The 17,291-nt window shown below is 59.6% G+C and carries 12 protein-coding genes; 4 read left to right on the top strand and 8 right to left on the bottom strand.

The features are described 5' to 3' along the window. Positions 1-51: 51 nt before the first annotated feature. The 3 genes from QOV41_RS03945 to QOV41_RS03935 form a co-directional block, all read right to left on the bottom strand. Positions 52-1,965, bottom strand: a complete 1,914-nt coding sequence (locus tag QOV41_RS03945) for an ABC transporter substrate-binding protein (RefSeq protein ID WP_284579671.1) — start codon at positions 1,963-1,965, stop codon at positions 52-54. Between the two features lie 266 nt (positions 1,966-2,231). Beyond that, a complete protein-coding gene (gene arfA, locus QOV41_RS03940) occupies positions 2,232-3,743 on the bottom strand; it encodes an arabinosylfuranosidase ArfA (protein ID WP_284579670.1) in 1,512 nt (503 codons plus the stop codon). A gap of 89 nt (positions 3,744-3,832) precedes the next feature. Next, positions 3,833-4,762 (bottom strand): ArsR/SmtB family transcription factor, encoded by a 930-nt coding sequence (locus QOV41_RS03935; protein WP_284579669.1) that lies wholly within the window; start codon positions 4,760-4,762, stop codon positions 3,833-3,835. Between the two features lie 182 nt (positions 4,763-4,944). On the opposite strand from QOV41_RS03935, the gene QOV41_RS03930 reads away from it, so the two are divergent. Further along, positions 4,945-5,925 carry a calcium/sodium antiporter gene (locus tag QOV41_RS03930; RefSeq protein ID WP_284579668.1) on the top strand — a complete coding sequence of 327 codons (981 nt, stop codon included), beginning with the start codon at positions 4,945-4,947 and terminating at the stop codon, positions 5,923-5,925. A gap of 21 nt (positions 5,926-5,946) precedes the next feature. Here QOV41_RS03930 and QOV41_RS03925 read toward each other — a convergent pair whose 3' ends face one another. Beyond that, positions 5,947-7,713: an SLC13 family permease gene (locus QOV41_RS03925; protein ID WP_284579667.1), complete on the bottom strand. Its 1,767-nt coding sequence runs from the start codon at positions 7,711-7,713 to the stop codon at positions 5,947-5,949. Between the two features lie 486 nt (positions 7,714-8,199). Between QOV41_RS03925 and QOV41_RS03920 the strand changes: the two genes are divergently transcribed. Then, complete coding sequence (locus tag QOV41_RS03920) at positions 8,200-9,153, top strand: phospholipase D-like domain-containing protein (protein WP_284579666.1); 954 nt, start codon at positions 8,200-8,202, stop codon at positions 9,151-9,153. 4 nt (positions 9,154-9,157) lie between these two features. Here the strand turns inward: QOV41_RS03920 and QOV41_RS03915 are convergent, their stop codons facing one another. Further along, positions 9,158-9,850, bottom strand: a complete 693-nt coding sequence (locus QOV41_RS03915; protein ID WP_284579664.1) for an endonuclease/exonuclease/phosphatase family protein — start codon at positions 9,848-9,850, stop codon at positions 9,158-9,160. 237 nt (positions 9,851-10,087) lie between these two features. After that, a complete protein-coding gene (locus QOV41_RS03910; RefSeq protein ID WP_284579663.1) occupies positions 10,088-10,771 on the bottom strand; it encodes an arylesterase in 684 nt (227 codons plus the stop codon). Between the two features lie 13 nt (positions 10,772-10,784). Here QOV41_RS03910 and QOV41_RS03905 point away from each other — a divergent pair, with 13 nt between their 5' ends. Together QOV41_RS03905 and QOV41_RS03900 are read left to right on the top strand one after the other, a co-directional pair. Continuing rightward, positions 10,785-11,489 (top strand): ABC transporter ATP-binding protein, encoded by a 705-nt coding sequence (locus QOV41_RS03905; RefSeq protein ID WP_284579661.1) that lies wholly within the window; start codon positions 10,785-10,787, stop codon positions 11,487-11,489. Then, positions 11,486-14,029 (top strand): ABC transporter permease, encoded by a 2,544-nt coding sequence (locus QOV41_RS03900; protein ID WP_284579660.1) that lies wholly within the window; start codon positions 11,486-11,488, stop codon positions 14,027-14,029. Before QOV41_RS03905 ends, QOV41_RS03900 begins: the two co-directional genes overlap by 4 nt. A 41-nt stretch (positions 14,030-14,070) precedes the next feature. On the opposite strand, the gene dinB is transcribed toward QOV41_RS03900, so the two are convergent. Together dinB and QOV41_RS03890 are read right to left on the bottom strand one after the other, a co-directional pair. Then, positions 14,071-15,141, bottom strand: coding sequence for a DNA polymerase IV (gene dinB / locus QOV41_RS03895; protein WP_284579658.1), 1,071 nt, complete (start codon positions 15,139-15,141; stop codon positions 14,071-14,073). A 10-nt stretch (positions 15,142-15,151) separates the two neighbouring features. Continuing rightward, positions 15,152-17,224: an ATP-dependent helicase gene (locus tag QOV41_RS03890; protein ID WP_284579656.1), complete on the bottom strand. Its 2,073-nt coding sequence runs from the start codon at positions 17,222-17,224 to the stop codon at positions 15,152-15,154. Positions 17,225-17,291 lie beyond the last annotated feature (67 nt).

Genomic DNA, 17,291 nt, shown 5'->3' with positions numbered 1-17,291 from the left:
CGCCGTCCAAAAAAGAGCCGGCGCTGGGATGACCAGCACCGGCGGTTTGCTTTAGTTCACGCCAGTTGGTTCGAGCTGGGTGAGGATGTAGCGGGAGTTCGCCCAGTTGGTGACGATATTGGCATAGGGATTTTCTTCCGCAGCGGGGAACCCCGTCCAATAGCGCGTGTCGTAGGCCGAGAAGACATTGTAGCTCATGATAGGGATCACGGGCATTTCTTCGACCATCAACTCGACGAAGCTCCGACCGATTTCGAGGTTTTCCTCGGAGTCGAACTCCGTCACACGCATCTGCTCGATGAGTGCATCCAGCTCAGGATGCGACCAACGCTGCCAGTTGCGAGAGGGCTGCCTTTCTCCGGGTTCCACCACAAACTCCGAGTGCCAGCTGTCGAGGAAGAACGAGAGGTCAGGGTGACCGCCCCAGGTCTCGATCGACCAGGCCGTTGCGACCTCGAACTCGCCGAGCGGGAGATCCTGACCGAAGATCTGAGGTGCAACTTCCGGCGACACCTGGATGCCCTGCTGACTCCACTGCTGGGCAACCATGGTGCCCATGCGGTTGATCACACCCTCCTCGAAGGTCTTGATGGTGAACTCGAAGGGGGCACCGTCGGGGGTCATCCACTGATTACCCTGCTTGGTGAAGCCGGCAGCTTCGAGCAGCGCTGTGGCGGCCTCGATGTTCTGCTTCCACCATCCATACCCAAAGGCGGTCTTGATCGCGGCGTCGTCGGTGGGGACGTCCTGGAACTGTGGACGCACCATATCGGCGATCTGCGACCCGATTGTAGGATCATAGGGCCTGATGGTCTCCCCATTGCCTAGGTCGAGCTCGTAGTTGACGAGCCATTCATCCATCGGCTCATGGTAATCCGAGGGATGAGTGCCCGTCGGCGGAATGGCGATAGCCGAAAGAGTCGCGGCGCCACGATAAGATGCCATGGAAATCTGACGCGCATCGAGCATGAGAGCTAGAGCCCAGCGGACACGTTTATCAGCAAATAGCTCATTCTGCGTGTTGAAGATCAACATGGGCAAGGTCGGATCGGGATGGGCGTACGGGAAACCCGGGAACCAGCCGCGCGACGTCTCCGACTGCTGCACAAGACTGAACATGCCTTCCGGCGTCAGGTCGTGGATCATGTCGAGATCGCCATTGACCATGTCGATCAGGCGGTTGTCGATCGCCGGGATAGACCGATAGACCACGTACTTCGGTGCAGGTTCGCCATATTGAGCGACCGTGGTGTTTTCCCAGTCCTCACGCTTTTCCCAGATGTACCAGAACCCGTTCGGATCGAAGGAATGGAGGGTGTAGGGACCAAGGCCTACCGGCTCATTGAAATCATAGGACAGCGGATCCTCGACTTCCGAGAAAATGTGCTCGGGCATGATCCAGAGCGCGTTCCACCGCACCGAAAAGATAGAATGAAAACGTGCGTTCGGCTGCTTGAGCGTAAACTGGACGGTGTAATCGTCCACCGCTTCCACCGTCTCCACGTTCTCCGCCAGGCTTGCGCTCCAAAGCAGCCCTGGATTGGCGATCTGGGTCTCCACCGTGTAAACGACGTCATCAGCGGTGAAAGGCTCGCCATCGCTCCAGGTGATCCCTTCGCGCAGGTTCACCGTCATTTCGGTGAAGTCGTCGTTGTATTGCCAGAGATCGCTGGCGAGCGAATTGTAGATAGCTCCGTCCAGCCCCTCGTCGGGGTCGATGTACCAGAGGGTATCCATCATGAGCTGCTGGAGCCCATTGGACACATTGCCACCACCGCCGGCAACCCAGAGGTTGAACATCGACGGATTAGTTGCTGCCGGTTCGGGATTGTGGACGATCAGCGTCTGCTCCCGCGGGAACTCCGTGATCGGCGGCGCCACTGCTGCTTCCTGAGCGGGAACGGCGACGCTCACACTCATGGATACGACAACAGCCGACGCGACAAGCGTCTTCCAGTTTCGCATATAAAACCTCCCTGCTGAGAGTGCCTCCCGCACTCCCTTCGCGGAGCGCCTCCAGCGCTCGGGGTGGATGCTAACCGAAGTTAAGCGCTTGTCAACGCCATTCATGATGTGAAACAAAAAACATGATATGAAAATACAAGGGGCGGAAAGCTTGCGCTCCGCCCCTTTCCTGTTGCTGATCGGCACACTTTCACGCATCAGTCCGGTGTTAAAAACGACCAAAATGTCGCTCGAAAAGCGTTCATCTTTGTGACAACACAGTCAGGTCAGACCCGCACGCGCACCATCTGATAGGAGTATGGCGGCAGGGTCACGCGCAAAATGCCATCGGCAATGCTGGCGCCTTCACCTTTGCGGGGTGCGACTTCCTCTTGCTGTTGGGCAGTGTTCACCGCCTTGAGATCGGGGTGGGTCATCACCTGGTGGTCGATCACCTCGCCACCAGCGAAGCCCTGCAGGCTGACCTCAGCCTCGATGCTCTCGGCCGGATGCCGGTTGACGAGGAAGAAGCTCAGCGTCCCTTCACCCTCGTTATGCACACCCGATACATCGACAAAGGCCGTGTCGCGGGAATGCGGTGTCTCGTACCCAGGCGAATTCACCTGCAGTTGCAGGGCCGTACCGCGGCCATAGATCGAGGCGAAATAATAGGGATAGTAGATCGTCTGGGCCCAGGCAGCGCCGCCCTTTTCCGTCATGATCGGAGCGATAACGTTCACCAATTGGGCGATACAGGCGATCTTCACCACATCGGAGCGGCGGATGAAGGTGTTGAGGATCAGCCCCACCATCAGCACGTCTTCGAAATTGTAGATGTCTTCCAGAAGGCCAGGCGCATGCGGCCAGCCGCTATTGCCGTCGAGGATCTCACGATCCTTTTTGTTGGAATGATACCAGACATTCCACTCGTCGAAACAAATATAGATTTCCTTGTTCGACCGTTTCTTGTGCTTCACTTGCTTGATGGTGGACGCCACGGTCTCGATATAGCGGTCGAGCTTGTGGTTCAGTCCCAGATAATCAGGTGTGTTATCATCCCTGTTCGCGAAGTACATGTGGAGTGAGATGTAGTCCACGTGATCATAGGTATGCTCGAGCACGATCCGTTCCCAATCGGGGAAGCTCGGCATATCGGAGTGAGACGACCCACAAACGATCAGTTCCAGTGATTTGTCGAACATGCGCATGGCCCGCGCTGTGTTGGCGGCGAGTTTGCCATATTCCGTCGCATCCTTATGGCCGACCTGCCAGGGGCCATCCATCTCGTTGCCGAGACACCACAGCTTGACGTTCCAGGGCTCCTCGCGGCCGTTCTTGATGCGCAGATCGCTCCAATAGCTGCCGCCGGGATGATTGACGTATTCGAGGAAATTGCGCGCCTCGTCGACGCCGCGCGAGCCCAGATTGACCGCCAGCATCATCTCGGTGCCCACAGTAGCGCACCAATCAGCAAATTCATGGATACCGACGGCGTTGCTCTCGGAGGTATGCCAGGCCAGGTCCAGCCGCACCGGCCGCTCCTCGCGCGGTCCGATGCCGTCTTCCCAGTTATAGGCCGACACAAAGTTACCCCCGGGGTAGCGAACCACGGGTACATTGAGGTCCTTGACCAGCTTGACCACATCACCCCGCATGCCATTGGCATCGGCGGTCGGGTGATCGGGCTCATAAATGCCTTCGTAAACGGCTCGCCCGAGGTGCTCGAGAAATGCCCCATAGACACGATCGTCGATTTCGCTGATCGTGAAGTCCTTATGCGCAACAACGGACGCTTTCACGCGCTCCTCCCATTGATCCCATTATTCTGATTTATATCAGGTAACTCGTTGTAAACGAGCAGAGCGGGAGTCGGCAAGAGGGTTTTGCACTAGCGTGCAGTCTGCAGCCGCAGGATGATATCCTGGTCGTAATTGCCAAACCCCCGTCCGAAAATATTGATGCCGCCCGGGTGCTTAGCATCGGGCTTGACCGCGATCCTCAGGCGGATGGAGTGGTGTTCGGCCAACCCAATATCCTTTAGCGACACCTCGGAAATCTTCATGCCATCCACATAGGTGCCGTCCCCATTCACCCGCCAGCTCTTGAGCTTGCCATACTGGCTGCCCTTGAGCTTCCACCAGTCCGGCGTGTAGACACCGCGCTTGTCGCCAAAGTCGCCTGGCGAGGTCCAGGTGCCGATTTCCCGTCCATTGACCGATAGTGTAATGTCACTGGGCCAGTCCGCCGAGGTTCCCGGCACTTCCGAGCTCAGTTCTAGGGAGAATTCCAGCGCCTCGATGGTTTTCTGCGCCAGCTTGGCATTGTTGGGAAACTGGTACTCCACATAGCCTTGCGTGAACCAGATCAGCCCGGCTTTCATCCGGTCCGGATCAAGAAAGGTCTCGGGTACATCCAGAAGCCCGATGATCCCCTCGGTGGAGCACAATCCACAGGGCGCCGAAACCTCAAAGCTCGTATAGAGCCCCAGCGGCATGGCCACTTCGATCGTGTTGGATTTGAGCGGCCGCATGTCCTCTTTGAACATCACCAGCACTTCGTCGAAGGTCGAGTGGCAGATCTTCTGATTGCCCTTGCGCGCCTTCTGCGTCTCGGTCCGGATCAGCCCAGCGCTCTCCAATATCTGTATATTGGTCGACACGGTCGACTGCGGCAGTGCCAGCTTCTCGGCGATATCATTGCCATTCATGGCCCCGTCCACATGCAAGATCTTGAGGATCCTCGCCCGGATCGGTGAGGCCAAGCCCTTGAGCACCTCCATGTCTTCTTCGGGATCAACAACAAGGAAATTGCGGCTCATGGGGTACTTTCGGAAGCTTTCGGCTGTGACATTCATATGTATCAGCATTGCTGATGCAATCAACAGCTACGCATATTGAACTCCCGCCGCTTCATGTCTAAGCCAGAGTGCCGAGGCTGGAACGATCCCGAAAATTCCCTAGTTGTGCAAGCACCCTATTGGAACCGGAGGAACTGAGCGCCATGGAAATCTGGCTTGCCCTGATCGGAGGCTTTGTCCTGCTTGTCGCCGGCGGAGAACTGCTTGTTCGCGGCGCCGTACAGGTGGCCAGTCGGCTGGGCGTATCACCGCTGGTCATCGGCCTCACGCTGGTGGGTTTCGGTACATCCGCCCCGGAGTTGGTCACATCCGTGCAAGCGGCCATCAATGGCTCTCCAGGCATTGCCTACGGCAATGTTGTGGGCTCCAACATTGCCAATCTCCTCCTTATCCTTGGCACTTCAGCACTCCTGACGCCCATTATGGTTGCCTCCATGGCACTTAAACGAGACGGCGCTGTCATGCTGGTGGTGACGCTCCTCTTTGCTGGACTAGCCGCGACCATGCCTATGAATCAGGTGATCGGCGCGGGTTTCCTCGTGCTGCTCGCCTCCTACATCTATTTCGCCTTTCGTCAGGAAAGTCAGCCTTCCGCCGCTACCAACCACGGTGCGGCCTATGAGAAGGGCGCTGCCGCGCAGAGTGTCGACGCCGGCCTTACTCCCAAGCCCTCTGTGGGCTCGATCGTGCTGCCAATCTTGATCGCCATTGTCGGGCTTGGTCTGGTCGTAGCTGGCGGCTATTTCCTGGTGAACGGCGCGGTTGCCTTGGCGCGCCTGTGGGGCATCTCCGAGACCGTAATCGGTCTCACCATTGTCGCTGTGGGCACTTCACTGCCCGAACTGGTGACCTCCATCATGGCCGCTATCCGCAAGCAAACCGACGTGGCCTTTGGCAATATCATCGGCTCCAACATCTACAACACCCTGGGTATAGCTGGCACGACTGCGCTGATTTCACCCTCCGTGGTACCACGGGAAATCGTCACATCAGACAACCTCGTGATGATCGTGGCCTCCGTGGTGGTGATCGCACTGGCCTATACCGGCCGGAAGATCGCCCGCTGGGAAGGCCTGCTGCTGCTCGCTGGTTATATCGGATATCTCGTCTGGCTCTGGCCCTAGGCCCGCCAGAATCCAAAGCCTCTACAGCATCAGTGACAACGCGGCACTGGTGGCAAGCCCGACCACAAGGTTCATCGGCAGGCCGATCTTGAGAAAGTCGGTAAATCGGTAGTTCGCTGCGCCATAAACCAGCGTGTTGGTCTGGTAACCGACCGGGGTCGCAAAGCTGGCGCTGGTTGCCAGCATCACGGTCATCACCAGGACCCGCGGGTCAATGCCTGCGCTTTGCGCCAGCCCGATCGCAATTGGAGTGACGATCACCGCGATGGCGTTGTTGGTCACCAGTTCGGTAAGCAACGAGGTGAGACCGTAAAGCGCGAAGATGATTAGCCAAGGCGGCATCACCGCAAAGATGGGTGCAGCCGCACCCACCAGCATTTCGATGGCACCGGTGTTCTGAAGCGCCGTTCCGACAGCCAGCATGCTGATGATCAGAATGAGGATGGAGCCGTCGACCGAGGCCCAGGCCTCGTCGGCATCTATGCAGCGCATGACGAGAATGAACGCCACACCCAGCAGAGCCAGTGCGCCAATTGGCATCACGTCGAATGCTGCCAAGGTCACGATCGCGAGCAATGTGCCCACGGCAATAGGCGCGCGACGACGCCTGAATGAACGCGCCGATGGCTCTGTGGCAGCCATAAGGCTGGTTTCTTCGGCAAGATTGGCGAGCCGGTCTTTGGGACCCTCAAGCAGCACACGGTCGGCGGGCCGCAAGCGCACATTGCGCAGGTCCAGGCCCGGACGATGATTTTGCCGGCTGACGCCCAGAACGGTAGCCCCAAAGCGAGAACCCAGATTGAGCTCAGGCAAGCGGTAGCCGGAGTCGGCTTGCGGCGCCACGAAGGCCTCCAGCGTGGTGACCTCCTCGCTTCTATATGGCGCGCGTATGCCGAGGCGCATGTCCTCATCTTCGTTGAGGGTCAGCAGTTCGGGCGCCGTCGCCATGAGGATGACGACGTCTCCTGCCTCCAATTTGACCTCGCTAGTAAGCGCCCGCACCACCGATCCACTCCGCCGCACATGCAGTACCCGCATTCCCGGTCGGTTGAGCCTGGCGACGTCTCCGACGCTCCGACCGATAAGGGGGCTGTCTTTGGTCACGCGGAACTCACTCATGAATTCCGTCTCGGCGTCCGAGATCATGCCGCTACGCGAGTCGCGGTTGGGTAACAGCCAGGGACCGAGCAGAAGCAGTGTCAGGATGCCGGCGGTCGTTCCCACGAGAGCGAAGGGCGTAATCTCAAAGATGTCGAAAGCCTCGAGCCCAGAGCTTCTCGCAACACCATCCACCAAAAGATTGCTCGACGTTCCGATCAGCGTCCAGGTCCCACCCAGCACGGCTGCATAGGATATAGGGATGAGCAGCCGGGTAGGCGCAATACCCGCGGCGCTCGCCACCTTGATGGCGATGGGGATCAGCACCATCACTACAGGAGTGTTGTTCATGATGGCGGAGACAATCATCGTGCCGAGTATCATCAAGGCGATTGTAAGGGCTGGGTGAGCCTCCGCACCCTTAACGAGGCGATTGCTAACTGCTTCCAGGACACCCGTCCGCACCAACGCGCCCGACACCACGAACAGAGCGCCGATGGTGACGGGAGCGGGATTGGAAAATACCCCCATCAACTCGTCCGTCGAGATGAAACCGAGCAGCAGGTAAACAGTGGCACCGAAGAGGGCAATCGCAGCTGGGGGATAACGCTCCGTCAGGAATCCGACAAACAGCAGACCAAGTACGCCCAAGGCCAGAGGCGCTTGAAATTCGACGGGTATAGGGATCAAACTAGGCTCCGCTGTGCCGTTGCACCATAAAATGCGCCGGCATCCCGAACGCGCTCCGCAGTGCCTTGTTCATTCAGACGCCTCTGATTACCCGATATCACCCTTTGTCAGCGGGTGCACAGTTTTGCCCTCTTTTGTGCTGCGGCTTTTCGAGCGCACCAAAGGAGTGCGCGCGGCCTGGCAAGCCCCGCCTACACCGGCCTGACGCCCTTCGGCAACCATCCTTCTCCCTCTCCTGCTCCACTCTCCTGCAGCAGTTGAAGGGCGATCTCGTTCCAGCCCGACCATTCACAGACCTTATGCGCCTCTCCACGCAGGCAACACAGCGGAACGGGGTAGGCTTGCTCTCGTTGGACCTCTGGGTAACAGCGGAGGCGATCTATCACTAGACGCGTTGAAAATACGGTTACGGCCAGTAGCCATGAGGGTGCAGGGCACGCACCTGATTGGCGCCTGTTCCACCACAATCGCGATGCCTGGGCCGCGGTGCTGGACCTTTGTGCCGGTGCCCGGCAGGAGATCGCCATTGAGCAGTATATCTTCTCGCGTCATGGTATTGGAGCAGAACTCCTCGATGTGCTCACCGAAAGAGCCCGCCAAGGGGTACGCGTACGGGTCCTCGCCGATGCCTTCGGGAGCAAGTTCCTGTTCAAGAGCCCCAAGGTGCATGACCTGCAACGCGCCGGCGGCGAGGTTCGCCACTTCCACGGCTATAAACGCGTGCTGCGTCATCCCACGCGACTCTTAAATCGCCTGCACCGCAAGACTGTGATCTGCGACAATCGGAGCGTGCTCACCGGCGGAACGTGTTTCCTGCCGCGCATGGAGGATTGGCGCGACACCATGGTGCGTGTCAACGGCGGGGTGGCTCGACAGGCCGCACAGTGCTTCGAGGAGACCTGGCGCTACACCGAAGGCGAGAGCCCCTTCCCCCACGATCCGGAGAGCAAGGCTCCCGCCGACCAACCGGATGGGTGGCGCTATCTCGTCAGTTCCCCATTCCCTTCCAGTCGCCGGGATTACTACGACCTGCTGTTGGAGCGCATCGAACAAGCGGAAGGGAAAATCTCCTTTGTGACGCCTTACCTGTTGCCCGTGCGGCGATACTGGGATGCTCTGCGCCCAGCCATCGAGCGCGGCGTCAGGGTTCGTCTGATAATCCCGGCTAAAAGCGATCACACGTCGGTCGATTTAGCTGGCCGCATCTTTGTTCACTCCATGAAGCACGCCGGTGTTGAGGTGTACGGTTACGAGCCAACCATGGTGCACGCCAAGCTCGCGCTTATCGATGAGCAATTCTCAGCAGTTGGCAGCTTCAATCTCGGGATCGACAGCTTCAAGATGAACCTAGAAGGAGCCGTTGTGACTGGCTCTAAGCGGTTTGCCGCAGCACTCTCCGAGCAGATCGAAAGAGATCTGGCGCAGTCTCGTCGCCTGTGACCGCTTAGGCGGGGAGCTCAAGCTCCGCCCAAACCGGGAGATGGTCGGATGCCAGGCGCGCCTCAGGCGAAACGTGCACCCCCGCCCCTTCGACCCTGATTTCCGCGCTGGTGATGATCCGATCCAAGGGCAACATCGGCCAGCGCGCATGAAAGCTCGGTCCAGGGGCAACCACATTGTGGCGGGCGGCGAAACGGTGCAGGCACCCGGTGCGAGTATTCCACTCGTTGAGGTCGCCCAGCATTACCAGCGGCCTCTGCTGCTCCAGCACATCGGTATGGTCGATGATGAATTGGGTCTGCCGGTGGCGCCACTCCCCGCGAAGCCCGAAGTGCATTCCAACCAGCCTAAAATCACTGCCGCCATAACTGAGCTCGGCGATGATTGCACCCCGCGGCTCATTGACGGATGGGAGTGCTACGCATGTGCTCTGATAGAGGGTCACATCCTCGCGTACGAGGAGCATGTTGCCTCTCCAGGATACTCCGTCTTCCGCCTCGTCCAGCCGCACCGGGGAATAAGCACGGCCTTCCCGCCACCGGTAGTTGCCACACAGACTGGCAACTTCTCGACCTGCCTCCTGAATGGCGACGACGGCTGGCGAGACTTCCGCGATCACACCCAGATTGCGCTCCGGCTTTTTTCGCCGATCCGTACCCAAGCCCCGCCGGATATTGTAAGAGCAAACTCGGATCATCTGGCAGTAGTCCTCATCTGACCTAAGCATAGGGCGGCGGCGCCCTGGTTTCCTAGGCGAATGTCCGCTTTTCCGTTTGGTTCCTGCGCCCAAAAGAACCCTTCGGGTCGTGTCCCGGGAGGATGCTGACGTTACCCTACTTTTCCAAGGCACTTCGTTGATGCATAGGTTACCGACACTGCCGGACAGGCGACATCCGGCCTGCGCAGCCGAACAATCGCGTGCCCACTTGGACTACTATCTGTTCAGCAGCGCTTCGATGGACGGTTTGATGGCTTGAACAATCGTGCTGACGCCGCGGGCATTTGGATGCATTCCGTCGGCCTGGTTCAGTGCTGGATTTGTGGCGACGCCCTCCAGAAAGAACGGGTAATACGCCGTGCCGAACTGTTCGGCCAACTCAGGAAATACCGCTTCATAAGCGCTGACATATTCGCTCCCCAAGCTTGGGCTGGCTCGCATTCCCGCCAGCAGCACAGGGATGTTCTCGTCGTTGAAGCGCTGAAGGATCTTGGTCAGGTTCTCGCGCATACCATCCACCGGGAGACCCTGCAGCATGTCGTTGGCGCCGAGTTCAAGCACGACGGCATCGGGACGCTCACCAAGCGACCAGTCGAGCCGCGCCAAACCATCTGCCGAAGTATCACCAGAGACGCTGGCATTGACGATGGTGACGTCATTGCCAAGCGCCTCCTGCAACTGACCTGCAAAGCCGTCCTGGTCTGTGAGGCCCAGACCGGCCATGAGGCTGTCGCCGTAGAGCATCAGCGTCCGCTCGGCAGCCGTGGCCGGCACCAGCGTCGCACTTGCCAGCACCATTGCTATCGCAACAGCGCTACGCACCACGTCTCGAACAATTTTTCGCATCATCGCTGTTCTTTCCATCAGGACCACATACTTCTCGTTCAACGATTTCCGCATGGAAGTGCCACCTATGAGTAGCCCCGTCGTCGCCACTGCGGCAATGAACCTGCATCTTCAGTCGGGCAAGACACCGCTGCACATCCTTAAGGATATCGAGTTCTCGCTTGCGCCAGGCGAGGTTGTGGCTGTGGTAGGCCCCTCCGGCAGCGGTAAGACCTCACTGCTCATGGTACTGGGCGGGCTCGAACAGGCAACAAACGGTGCCGTGAGCGTCGCCGGCACGATGTTGACTGGTCGCAGCGAGGACGAGCTGGCGATCTTCCGCCGAAAGAACTTGGGTATCCTATTCCAGAACTTTCACCTGATCCCCTCAATGACGGCACTGGAAAATGTCGCTTTGGCGCTCGAGATCGCCGAGACAGGTCAGTCCTATTCCGAGATCATGGGTGCAGCGACAGCGGCACTCACGGCCGTAGGTCTGGGCGACCGACTCGATCATCGCCCTAAGGCTCTGTCCGGCGGTGAACAACAACGCGTGGGGCTGGCCCGCGCCATCGTTAGCAAGCCCAAACTGCTATTGGCTGACGAGCCAACCGGCAATCTCGATCAAGATACCGGCGCCAAGGTCATCGACATGATGTTTGCCCTGGCGCGCGACAATGGCACGGCGGTGTTTCTGATTACCCATGATCCTGCTCTTGCTCGCCGAGCAGACCGTGTTCTGTCCATGAACCATGGGCACCTGACTGCGATCACTCAAAGCGTGCCCGCATGAGCCGCGTCTTTGGCTGGATGCGAATTGCCGTGCTCGACCTGCGCGGTGATGTGAGACGCTTCGTCATTTTGCTGGCCTGTCTGGCCCTTGGCGTCGGTGCAATTGCTGCTGTGTCATCGGTTGGGGCGGCCCTGCAATCGGCAGTGGAGCGCGACGCCCGTGTCATTCTCGGCGGTGACATCGAAGTGCGTCAACGGGGCAGTGATATCTCTCGAGAGCAACGCGCCGCTGTCGAGGCCCTCGGCGAAACAGCCCGCGTGGTTGATCTAAACGCCCGAGCCAGTGCCAAAGGGGCTAGTCTGCTGCTCAGCCTCCGCGCGGTGAGCGACACCTATCCGGTGGTGGGCACGGTAACAGTTAGTCCCCAGACGCAACAGCCGCTCAACGAGCTCCTTGCCCCCTTTGATGGGCTGCCCGGCGCAGTCGTTGATAAAGACGTGCTCGAACGGTTGGACATCGCAGTTGGAGACACACTGCGGATCGGCAACGCCGATTTTGCGGTACGTGGAGAGCTTGTCGGGCTTCCGGACCAGGCGGCGCAAGGCTTTCAGCTGGGCTCGCCTGCCATTGTCGCGGACAAAGCACTCGTGGCGGCCGGCCTTGAACAGCAAGGTGTATTGAGCCGCTTTAGCTACAAGGTCTTGCTTGGTGAAGCAGAGGACGCTGCAGCCATCGAGCAGCTCAATGCCGCTTTTCCTGACGCCGACTGGGATGTCCGCCGGCCCGAAGATGCGGCGGCCAGTCTAAAGCGCTTTTTCGATCTTTTCGCTCGCTTCCTCACACTTGTTGGCCTCTCGTCCCTTCTCGTTGGCGGCGTCGGCGTGTCAAATGCCATTTCCGCATACATAAACGAGCGCCAAAGCTCGATCGCGACGCTGCGCAGCCTCGGAGCCACCAGCGCCCGAATCATGGTGCATTTATTGACCCAGGTTCTGGTGCTGTCGATGGTCGGCGTCTTGCTGGGACTTGTGCTCGGAGCTGCAACCAGCCTTGTTGCCCTGCCTTTTTTGTCGGGCATGTTGGCCATCGATCTACCGCCAACGCTTGACCCTCGATCCCTGCTCGCCGCTGCCGGTTTTGGTTTGTTGATTGGCTTGGCCTTCGCGCTGCTGCCGCTGCGTGGCGCACAAAAGCTGAAGCCAGCGAGTCTATTCCGATCGTCTGGTGGAGGTGAGCCCAACCTCAGTTGGCGCGAACTCACCCATTGGCGCACCGCACTACCCCTCTTCTTGGCGCTGGTGGCTATTGCCGGCCTGGCGGTATTCACCACAGGGTCCCCCTGGCTGGTACTGTGGTATGGGATCGGCGCAGCCATAGCTTTTGGGCTGCTGCGCCTGGCCGGATCGCTATTGCAGACCTTTCTTCGCCTGCTGCCGCCTTTGCCTAACGCCACGTTGCGCCAAGCACTGCAGGCCATTCACCGGCCCGGCTCGGCGGCACCCGTGGTGGTGCTGTCACTAGGTCTGGGGCTGGCGCTCTTGCTGATGATCACGCTGCTCGACCAGAACCTGCGGGCCCAGATCGATGGAGCGATTGCTGAGGATGCTCCAGCTTTCGTGCTGCTTGACATGCCTAAAGATCAGGTGCCTCTGGTGCAAGCCTTCGCCGCTTCCGACCCCGACATCGAAACGCTCGAAACCATTCCTATGCTGCGCGGGACCATCGAAAGCATCAAAGGCATCCCGGCTGCCGATCTCGGCCCAGTGCCGGACGAGATCGCCGACATGTTTGAGGGCGACACAGCGCTTAGCTGGGCCCGGGATGTGCCGGACGGCTCGACAGTCACAGACGGTTCTTGGTGGGCCAGCGACTATGCGGGACCGCCTCTGGTTTCCCTCAGCACCGAACTCCGCGCCCCGCTAGGTCTTACGGTCGGCGATATGCTGAGCATCGTCATCGCCGGTCGCCCCATCGACGTCACTATCGCCAATTTCCGCGAGATTGACTGGCGGGAGGGCGGTCTGAATTTCCGCCTGCTGTTTTCGCCTGGCATAATCGAAACCGCACCACAAACCGTCATGGGCAGTATCAATGTAATCGATGGAGCGGCGCCCGATGTCGAAAGCCGTCTCAGCAACGCCTTCCCGACGCTGAGCTTCTTGCCTGTTGGCGATGCTCTGGCGCGAATCCAGGCTATTCTGTCGAGCCTCGCCAACGCTGTGGCGTTGGTAGGAAGCCTTGCGGTCATATCGGGCATTCTCGTGCTGGCCGGAGCGATGACTGTAGGCCGAAAACAGCGTGAGGCAGATGCCGTGGTGATGAAGGTGCTGGGAGCCACATCCCGCAAAGTCATAGTGGCGTTCATCGTGGAGTATTCCCTTTTGGGCCTCCTTGCCGCCGCCATGGGTGCTGGCCTCGGTGTGATGGCAACATGGGCCATCCTGACGTTCGTCATGGAGATTCCGTTCGCCCTGGACCTACTGACGATCGCTGTCGTAGTGATCGGTGCAACGGTCGTAACGATCGCGACGGGCGTCTTGACCACCTGGTCGGCCATGTCTGTGCGCCCTGCCCAACAACTGCGTGCCGAAACGTCGTAGTCCACGCGCAACAGCATCGTGACGTCGCACCCCTGGATGCCTCAAACCGTGATCGGCAAGATCAACTGCTGTCCCCGTATCTCTGACGGCTGAGAGAACCCGGATGCGGTGATCCCCAGAAGGCGCACTGGCTTCGGAGGCGGAAAGGTCTGCCCGAGGAGCACCTCCACTATATCCGCCACTTCCTCCTTTTTGGTGATGCACGATGCAGAGGAGCGAGCTCGGGTGATCTGCTGAAAGTCGGCATACTTGACCTTCAGGGTGACCGTCCGCCCATAGAGGTCTCGCTTCTCACACACGTTCCAGACCTTATCGATCAGCGGCCGGGTAAGCTCTCGCGCCGCTTCAATCGTGGAGATATCTTCGCGGAAGGTGTCCTCGGCACCGACCGACTTCCGCTCTCGGTTGGGTTTGACTTCCCGATGGTCGATGCCCCGGGACAGATCGAACCAGTATTCGGCAGACCGCCCAAACCGGACCACCATCTCCTCCATGGTGAGTGCCGCGAGGTCAGCACCATTGGTGATAGCCATGCGGTGCATCTTGGCAGCCGTCGCGGGGCCCACTCCATGGAACTTCTCGATCGGCAGGCTCGCAACAAAGGCGGCACCGCGCTCCGGAGGGATGACAAAGAAGTTGTTCGGCTTGCGGTGCCCTGATGCCATCTTCGCCAAGAACTTGTTGTAGCTGACACCGGCCGATGAATTGAGTCCGGTGACCTGCTTAATCCTGGCTCTGATCGCGTTAGCGATGTCGGTGGCCAGCGGAATCTCCTGCAGGTTTTCCGTCACGTCCAGATAGGCTTCATCCAGCGACAACGGTTCGATCAGCGGGGTATGCTCGGCGAAAATCTCTCGGATCTGCGCTGAAATGGACCGATAGACGTCAAAGCGTGGTGGCACGAACACCAGCTCGGGACACTTCCGCATGGCTGTGACCGATGCCATGGCGGAGTGGACACCAAACGTCCGCGCCTCATAGCTCGCTGCCGCGACTACACCTCGTGCCGCACCGTGCCCAACTGCTACTGGCCTGCCCCGTAGCTCGGGATTGTCGCGTTGCTCGACCGAGGCATAGAACGCATCCATATCGATGTGAATGATCTTGCGCATGCTGGGCTGCCTACTTCGCCCACATGTTGCGCATGCGGGCGGTGAGGTCGGTAGGCACCGGTGCGGGCGAGAGGCCTATCCCCTCGTAGGGCTTTACCGGCGGCCAGAGCATGTCCTCATAAAGCCCGAGACTCGACCGCGGAATGAAGCGGGTTCGCTGGGCGTAGAGGTGCCGGTCCCCGTTCCTGGTCTGCTGGGTGACATAGAACCGCTGCGGCACCAGCAGGTGCAGATCGTCCCTGGCTCTGGTCATCGCCACATAGAGCAGGCGGCGTTCTTCCTCGAGCTCCTCGGTGCTGCCGGTCCCTAGATCGGACGGAATGCAGCCATCGACGACGTTGAGCACGTGCACCGCTTTCCATTCCTGCCCCTTGGCTGAATGGATAGTGGAAAGGATCAAATAGTCTTCGTCGAGCAGCGGCACGCCGGCCTGATCGCTTGTGGCATCGGGCGGATCGAGGGTGAGTTCGGTCAGGAACCGCTCGCGGCTGGGATATCCCGCGGCGATCTGCTCAAGCTGCAGGATATCTGCCTGCCGGATTGGCGCGTCTTCATAGAGGTGCTCCATCAGCGGCTCATACCAAAGCCGGGCATAGCCGAGCTCCCCTGGCCATCCGGCGTCTTTCCGAACAAGGCGCGAGATCAGCTCCACTAAGCCTTGCCAGCCTTCGTCGACCCGAGGTGGCGAGGGCACCTCCCCAAGTGCCCAGATTGGCTCCGGCCCGGTTTCCATGGCGTCGAGCACTCTGGCAGCACTGATTGGCCCGATGCCTGCCAACAGTTGCAGAACCCGGAAGCCAGCTACTCGGTCCCTCGGGTTCTCCCCCCATCGCAGGATCGCTAGAAGATCCTTGATGTGCGCGGCATCCAGGAACTTGAGCCCGCCAAACTTGACGAATGGGATGTTGCGCCGGGTGAGCTCGATTTCGAGCGGACCGGAATGGCTGGAGGTGCGGAACAGGACTGCCTGCTGCTTGAGCTGGGTACCGCCCTCTCGTGCTTCGAGGACCTGCTCCACCACATACTTTGCCTGATCCGCCTCATCGCGCACGGTGACAAGCCGCGGCTTGGCTGCCGACTGGCGGGCGGTCCAAAGATTTTTGGTGAAGCGCTCGGATGCAAGTTCGATCACGCCATTAGCGGCAGCCAGGATCGGCTGCGTGGACCGATAGTTGCGGTCGAGGGTAATGATGTCAGCGGGCGGCGAGAAGGCGGCTGGGAAGTCCAGGATGTTGCGAACAGTGGCCGCCCTAAACGAGTAGATGGACTGGGCGTCGTCACCCACCACGGTCAGCCCCTGCCCTCCTGGGCGGAGGGCTAGAAGAATGGACGCCTGCACCTGGTTGGTGTCCTGATACTCGTCCACCAGAACATGATCGAAGCGCTCCGAAACAGACGCCGCGATTGTGGCCTCGACCATCATGCCGGCCCAGTAGAGCAGCAGATCATCGTAGTCGAGAACGTTCTGCTGCTGCTTGGCTTCAACATAGGCCGCAAACAGCCCCCGGAGTTCGTCCGCCCACATGGCGCACCACGGAAAGGCAGTCCTGAGCACCTGCTCAAGATCGGCTTGAGCGTTCACCACGCGGGAATAGATGGCGAGACACGTTCCCTTGGCGGGAAACCGGCTCTTGGCCTGGCTGAGACCCAGCTCATGACGCACCAAGTTCATGAGGTCCGCGGAGTCATCCCGATCATGAATGGTGAAGGCCGGATCCAATCCGATGTGCTGCGCATGCTCACGAAGTAGACGTGAGCCAATCCCGTGAAAGGTGCCCGCCCAGGCGAGCGCATCTGTACCAGCGCCAGAGCCGTTGCTCCCCACCACACTGGCAAGGATGCGTTCAACGCGACGGCTCATTTCTGCGGCAGCGCGGCGGGAAAAAGTAAGCAGCAGAACGCGCCGGGGATCGGCGCCATTCACCACCAGATGCGCCACACGATGGGCCAAGGTGTTGGTCTTGCCAGAGCCGGCTCCGGCAATCACGAGTAGCGGTGAGGCCTTGGCGGGACCTACGCCGTGCTCTACCGCGCGGCGCTGCTCGGGATTAAGCGTCTCAAGATAGGTGGTGTCGAACGGCACGAATCGAAAGCTCCCAGCACGAGGAGCAAGGAACCGTATTCTCGTTTTGTTCGCAACCTTTATGCTG

It is taken from the genome of Devosia sp. RR2S18, assembly GCF_030177755.1.
GTDB classification, from domain to species: Bacteria; Pseudomonadota; Alphaproteobacteria; order Rhizobiales; family Devosiaceae; genus Devosia; species Devosia rhizosphaerae.
The sequence above is the reverse complement of the archived record's forward strand: the minus strand, read 5'-3'. Positions and strand labels throughout refer to the sequence as shown.

Excerpts from the sequence above, each read along its gene's own strand:
- QOV41_RS03910 (WP_284579663.1), bottom strand. The coding sequence starts at position 10,771 with ATGCGGAAATCGTTGAACGAGAAGTATGTGGTCCTGATGGAAAGAACA.
- QOV41_RS03915 (WP_284579664.1), bottom strand. The coding sequence starts at position 9,850 with ATGATCCGAGTTTGCTCTTACAATATCCGGCGGGGCTTGGGTACGGAT.
- QOV41_RS03930 (WP_284579668.1), top strand. The coding sequence starts at position 4,945 with ATGGAAATCTGGCTTGCCCTGATCGGAGGCTTTGTCCTGCTTGTCGCC.
- QOV41_RS03900 (WP_284579660.1), top strand. The coding sequence starts at position 11,486 with ATGAGCCGCGTCTTTGGCTGGATGCGAATTGCCGTGCTCGACCTGCGC.
- dinB (WP_284579658.1), bottom strand. The coding sequence starts at position 15,141 with ATGCGCAAGATCATTCACATCGATATGGATGCGTTCTATGCCTCGGTC.
- QOV41_RS03905 (WP_284579661.1), top strand. The coding sequence starts at position 10,785 with ATGAGTAGCCCCGTCGTCGCCACTGCGGCAATGAACCTGCATCTTCAG.
- QOV41_RS03935 (WP_284579669.1), bottom strand. The coding sequence starts at position 4,762 with ATGAGCCGCAATTTCCTTGTTGTTGATCCCGAAGAAGACATGGAGGTG.
- QOV41_RS03945 (WP_284579671.1), bottom strand. The coding sequence starts at position 1,965 with ATGCGAAACTGGAAGACGCTTGTCGCGTCGGCTGTTGTCGTATCCATG.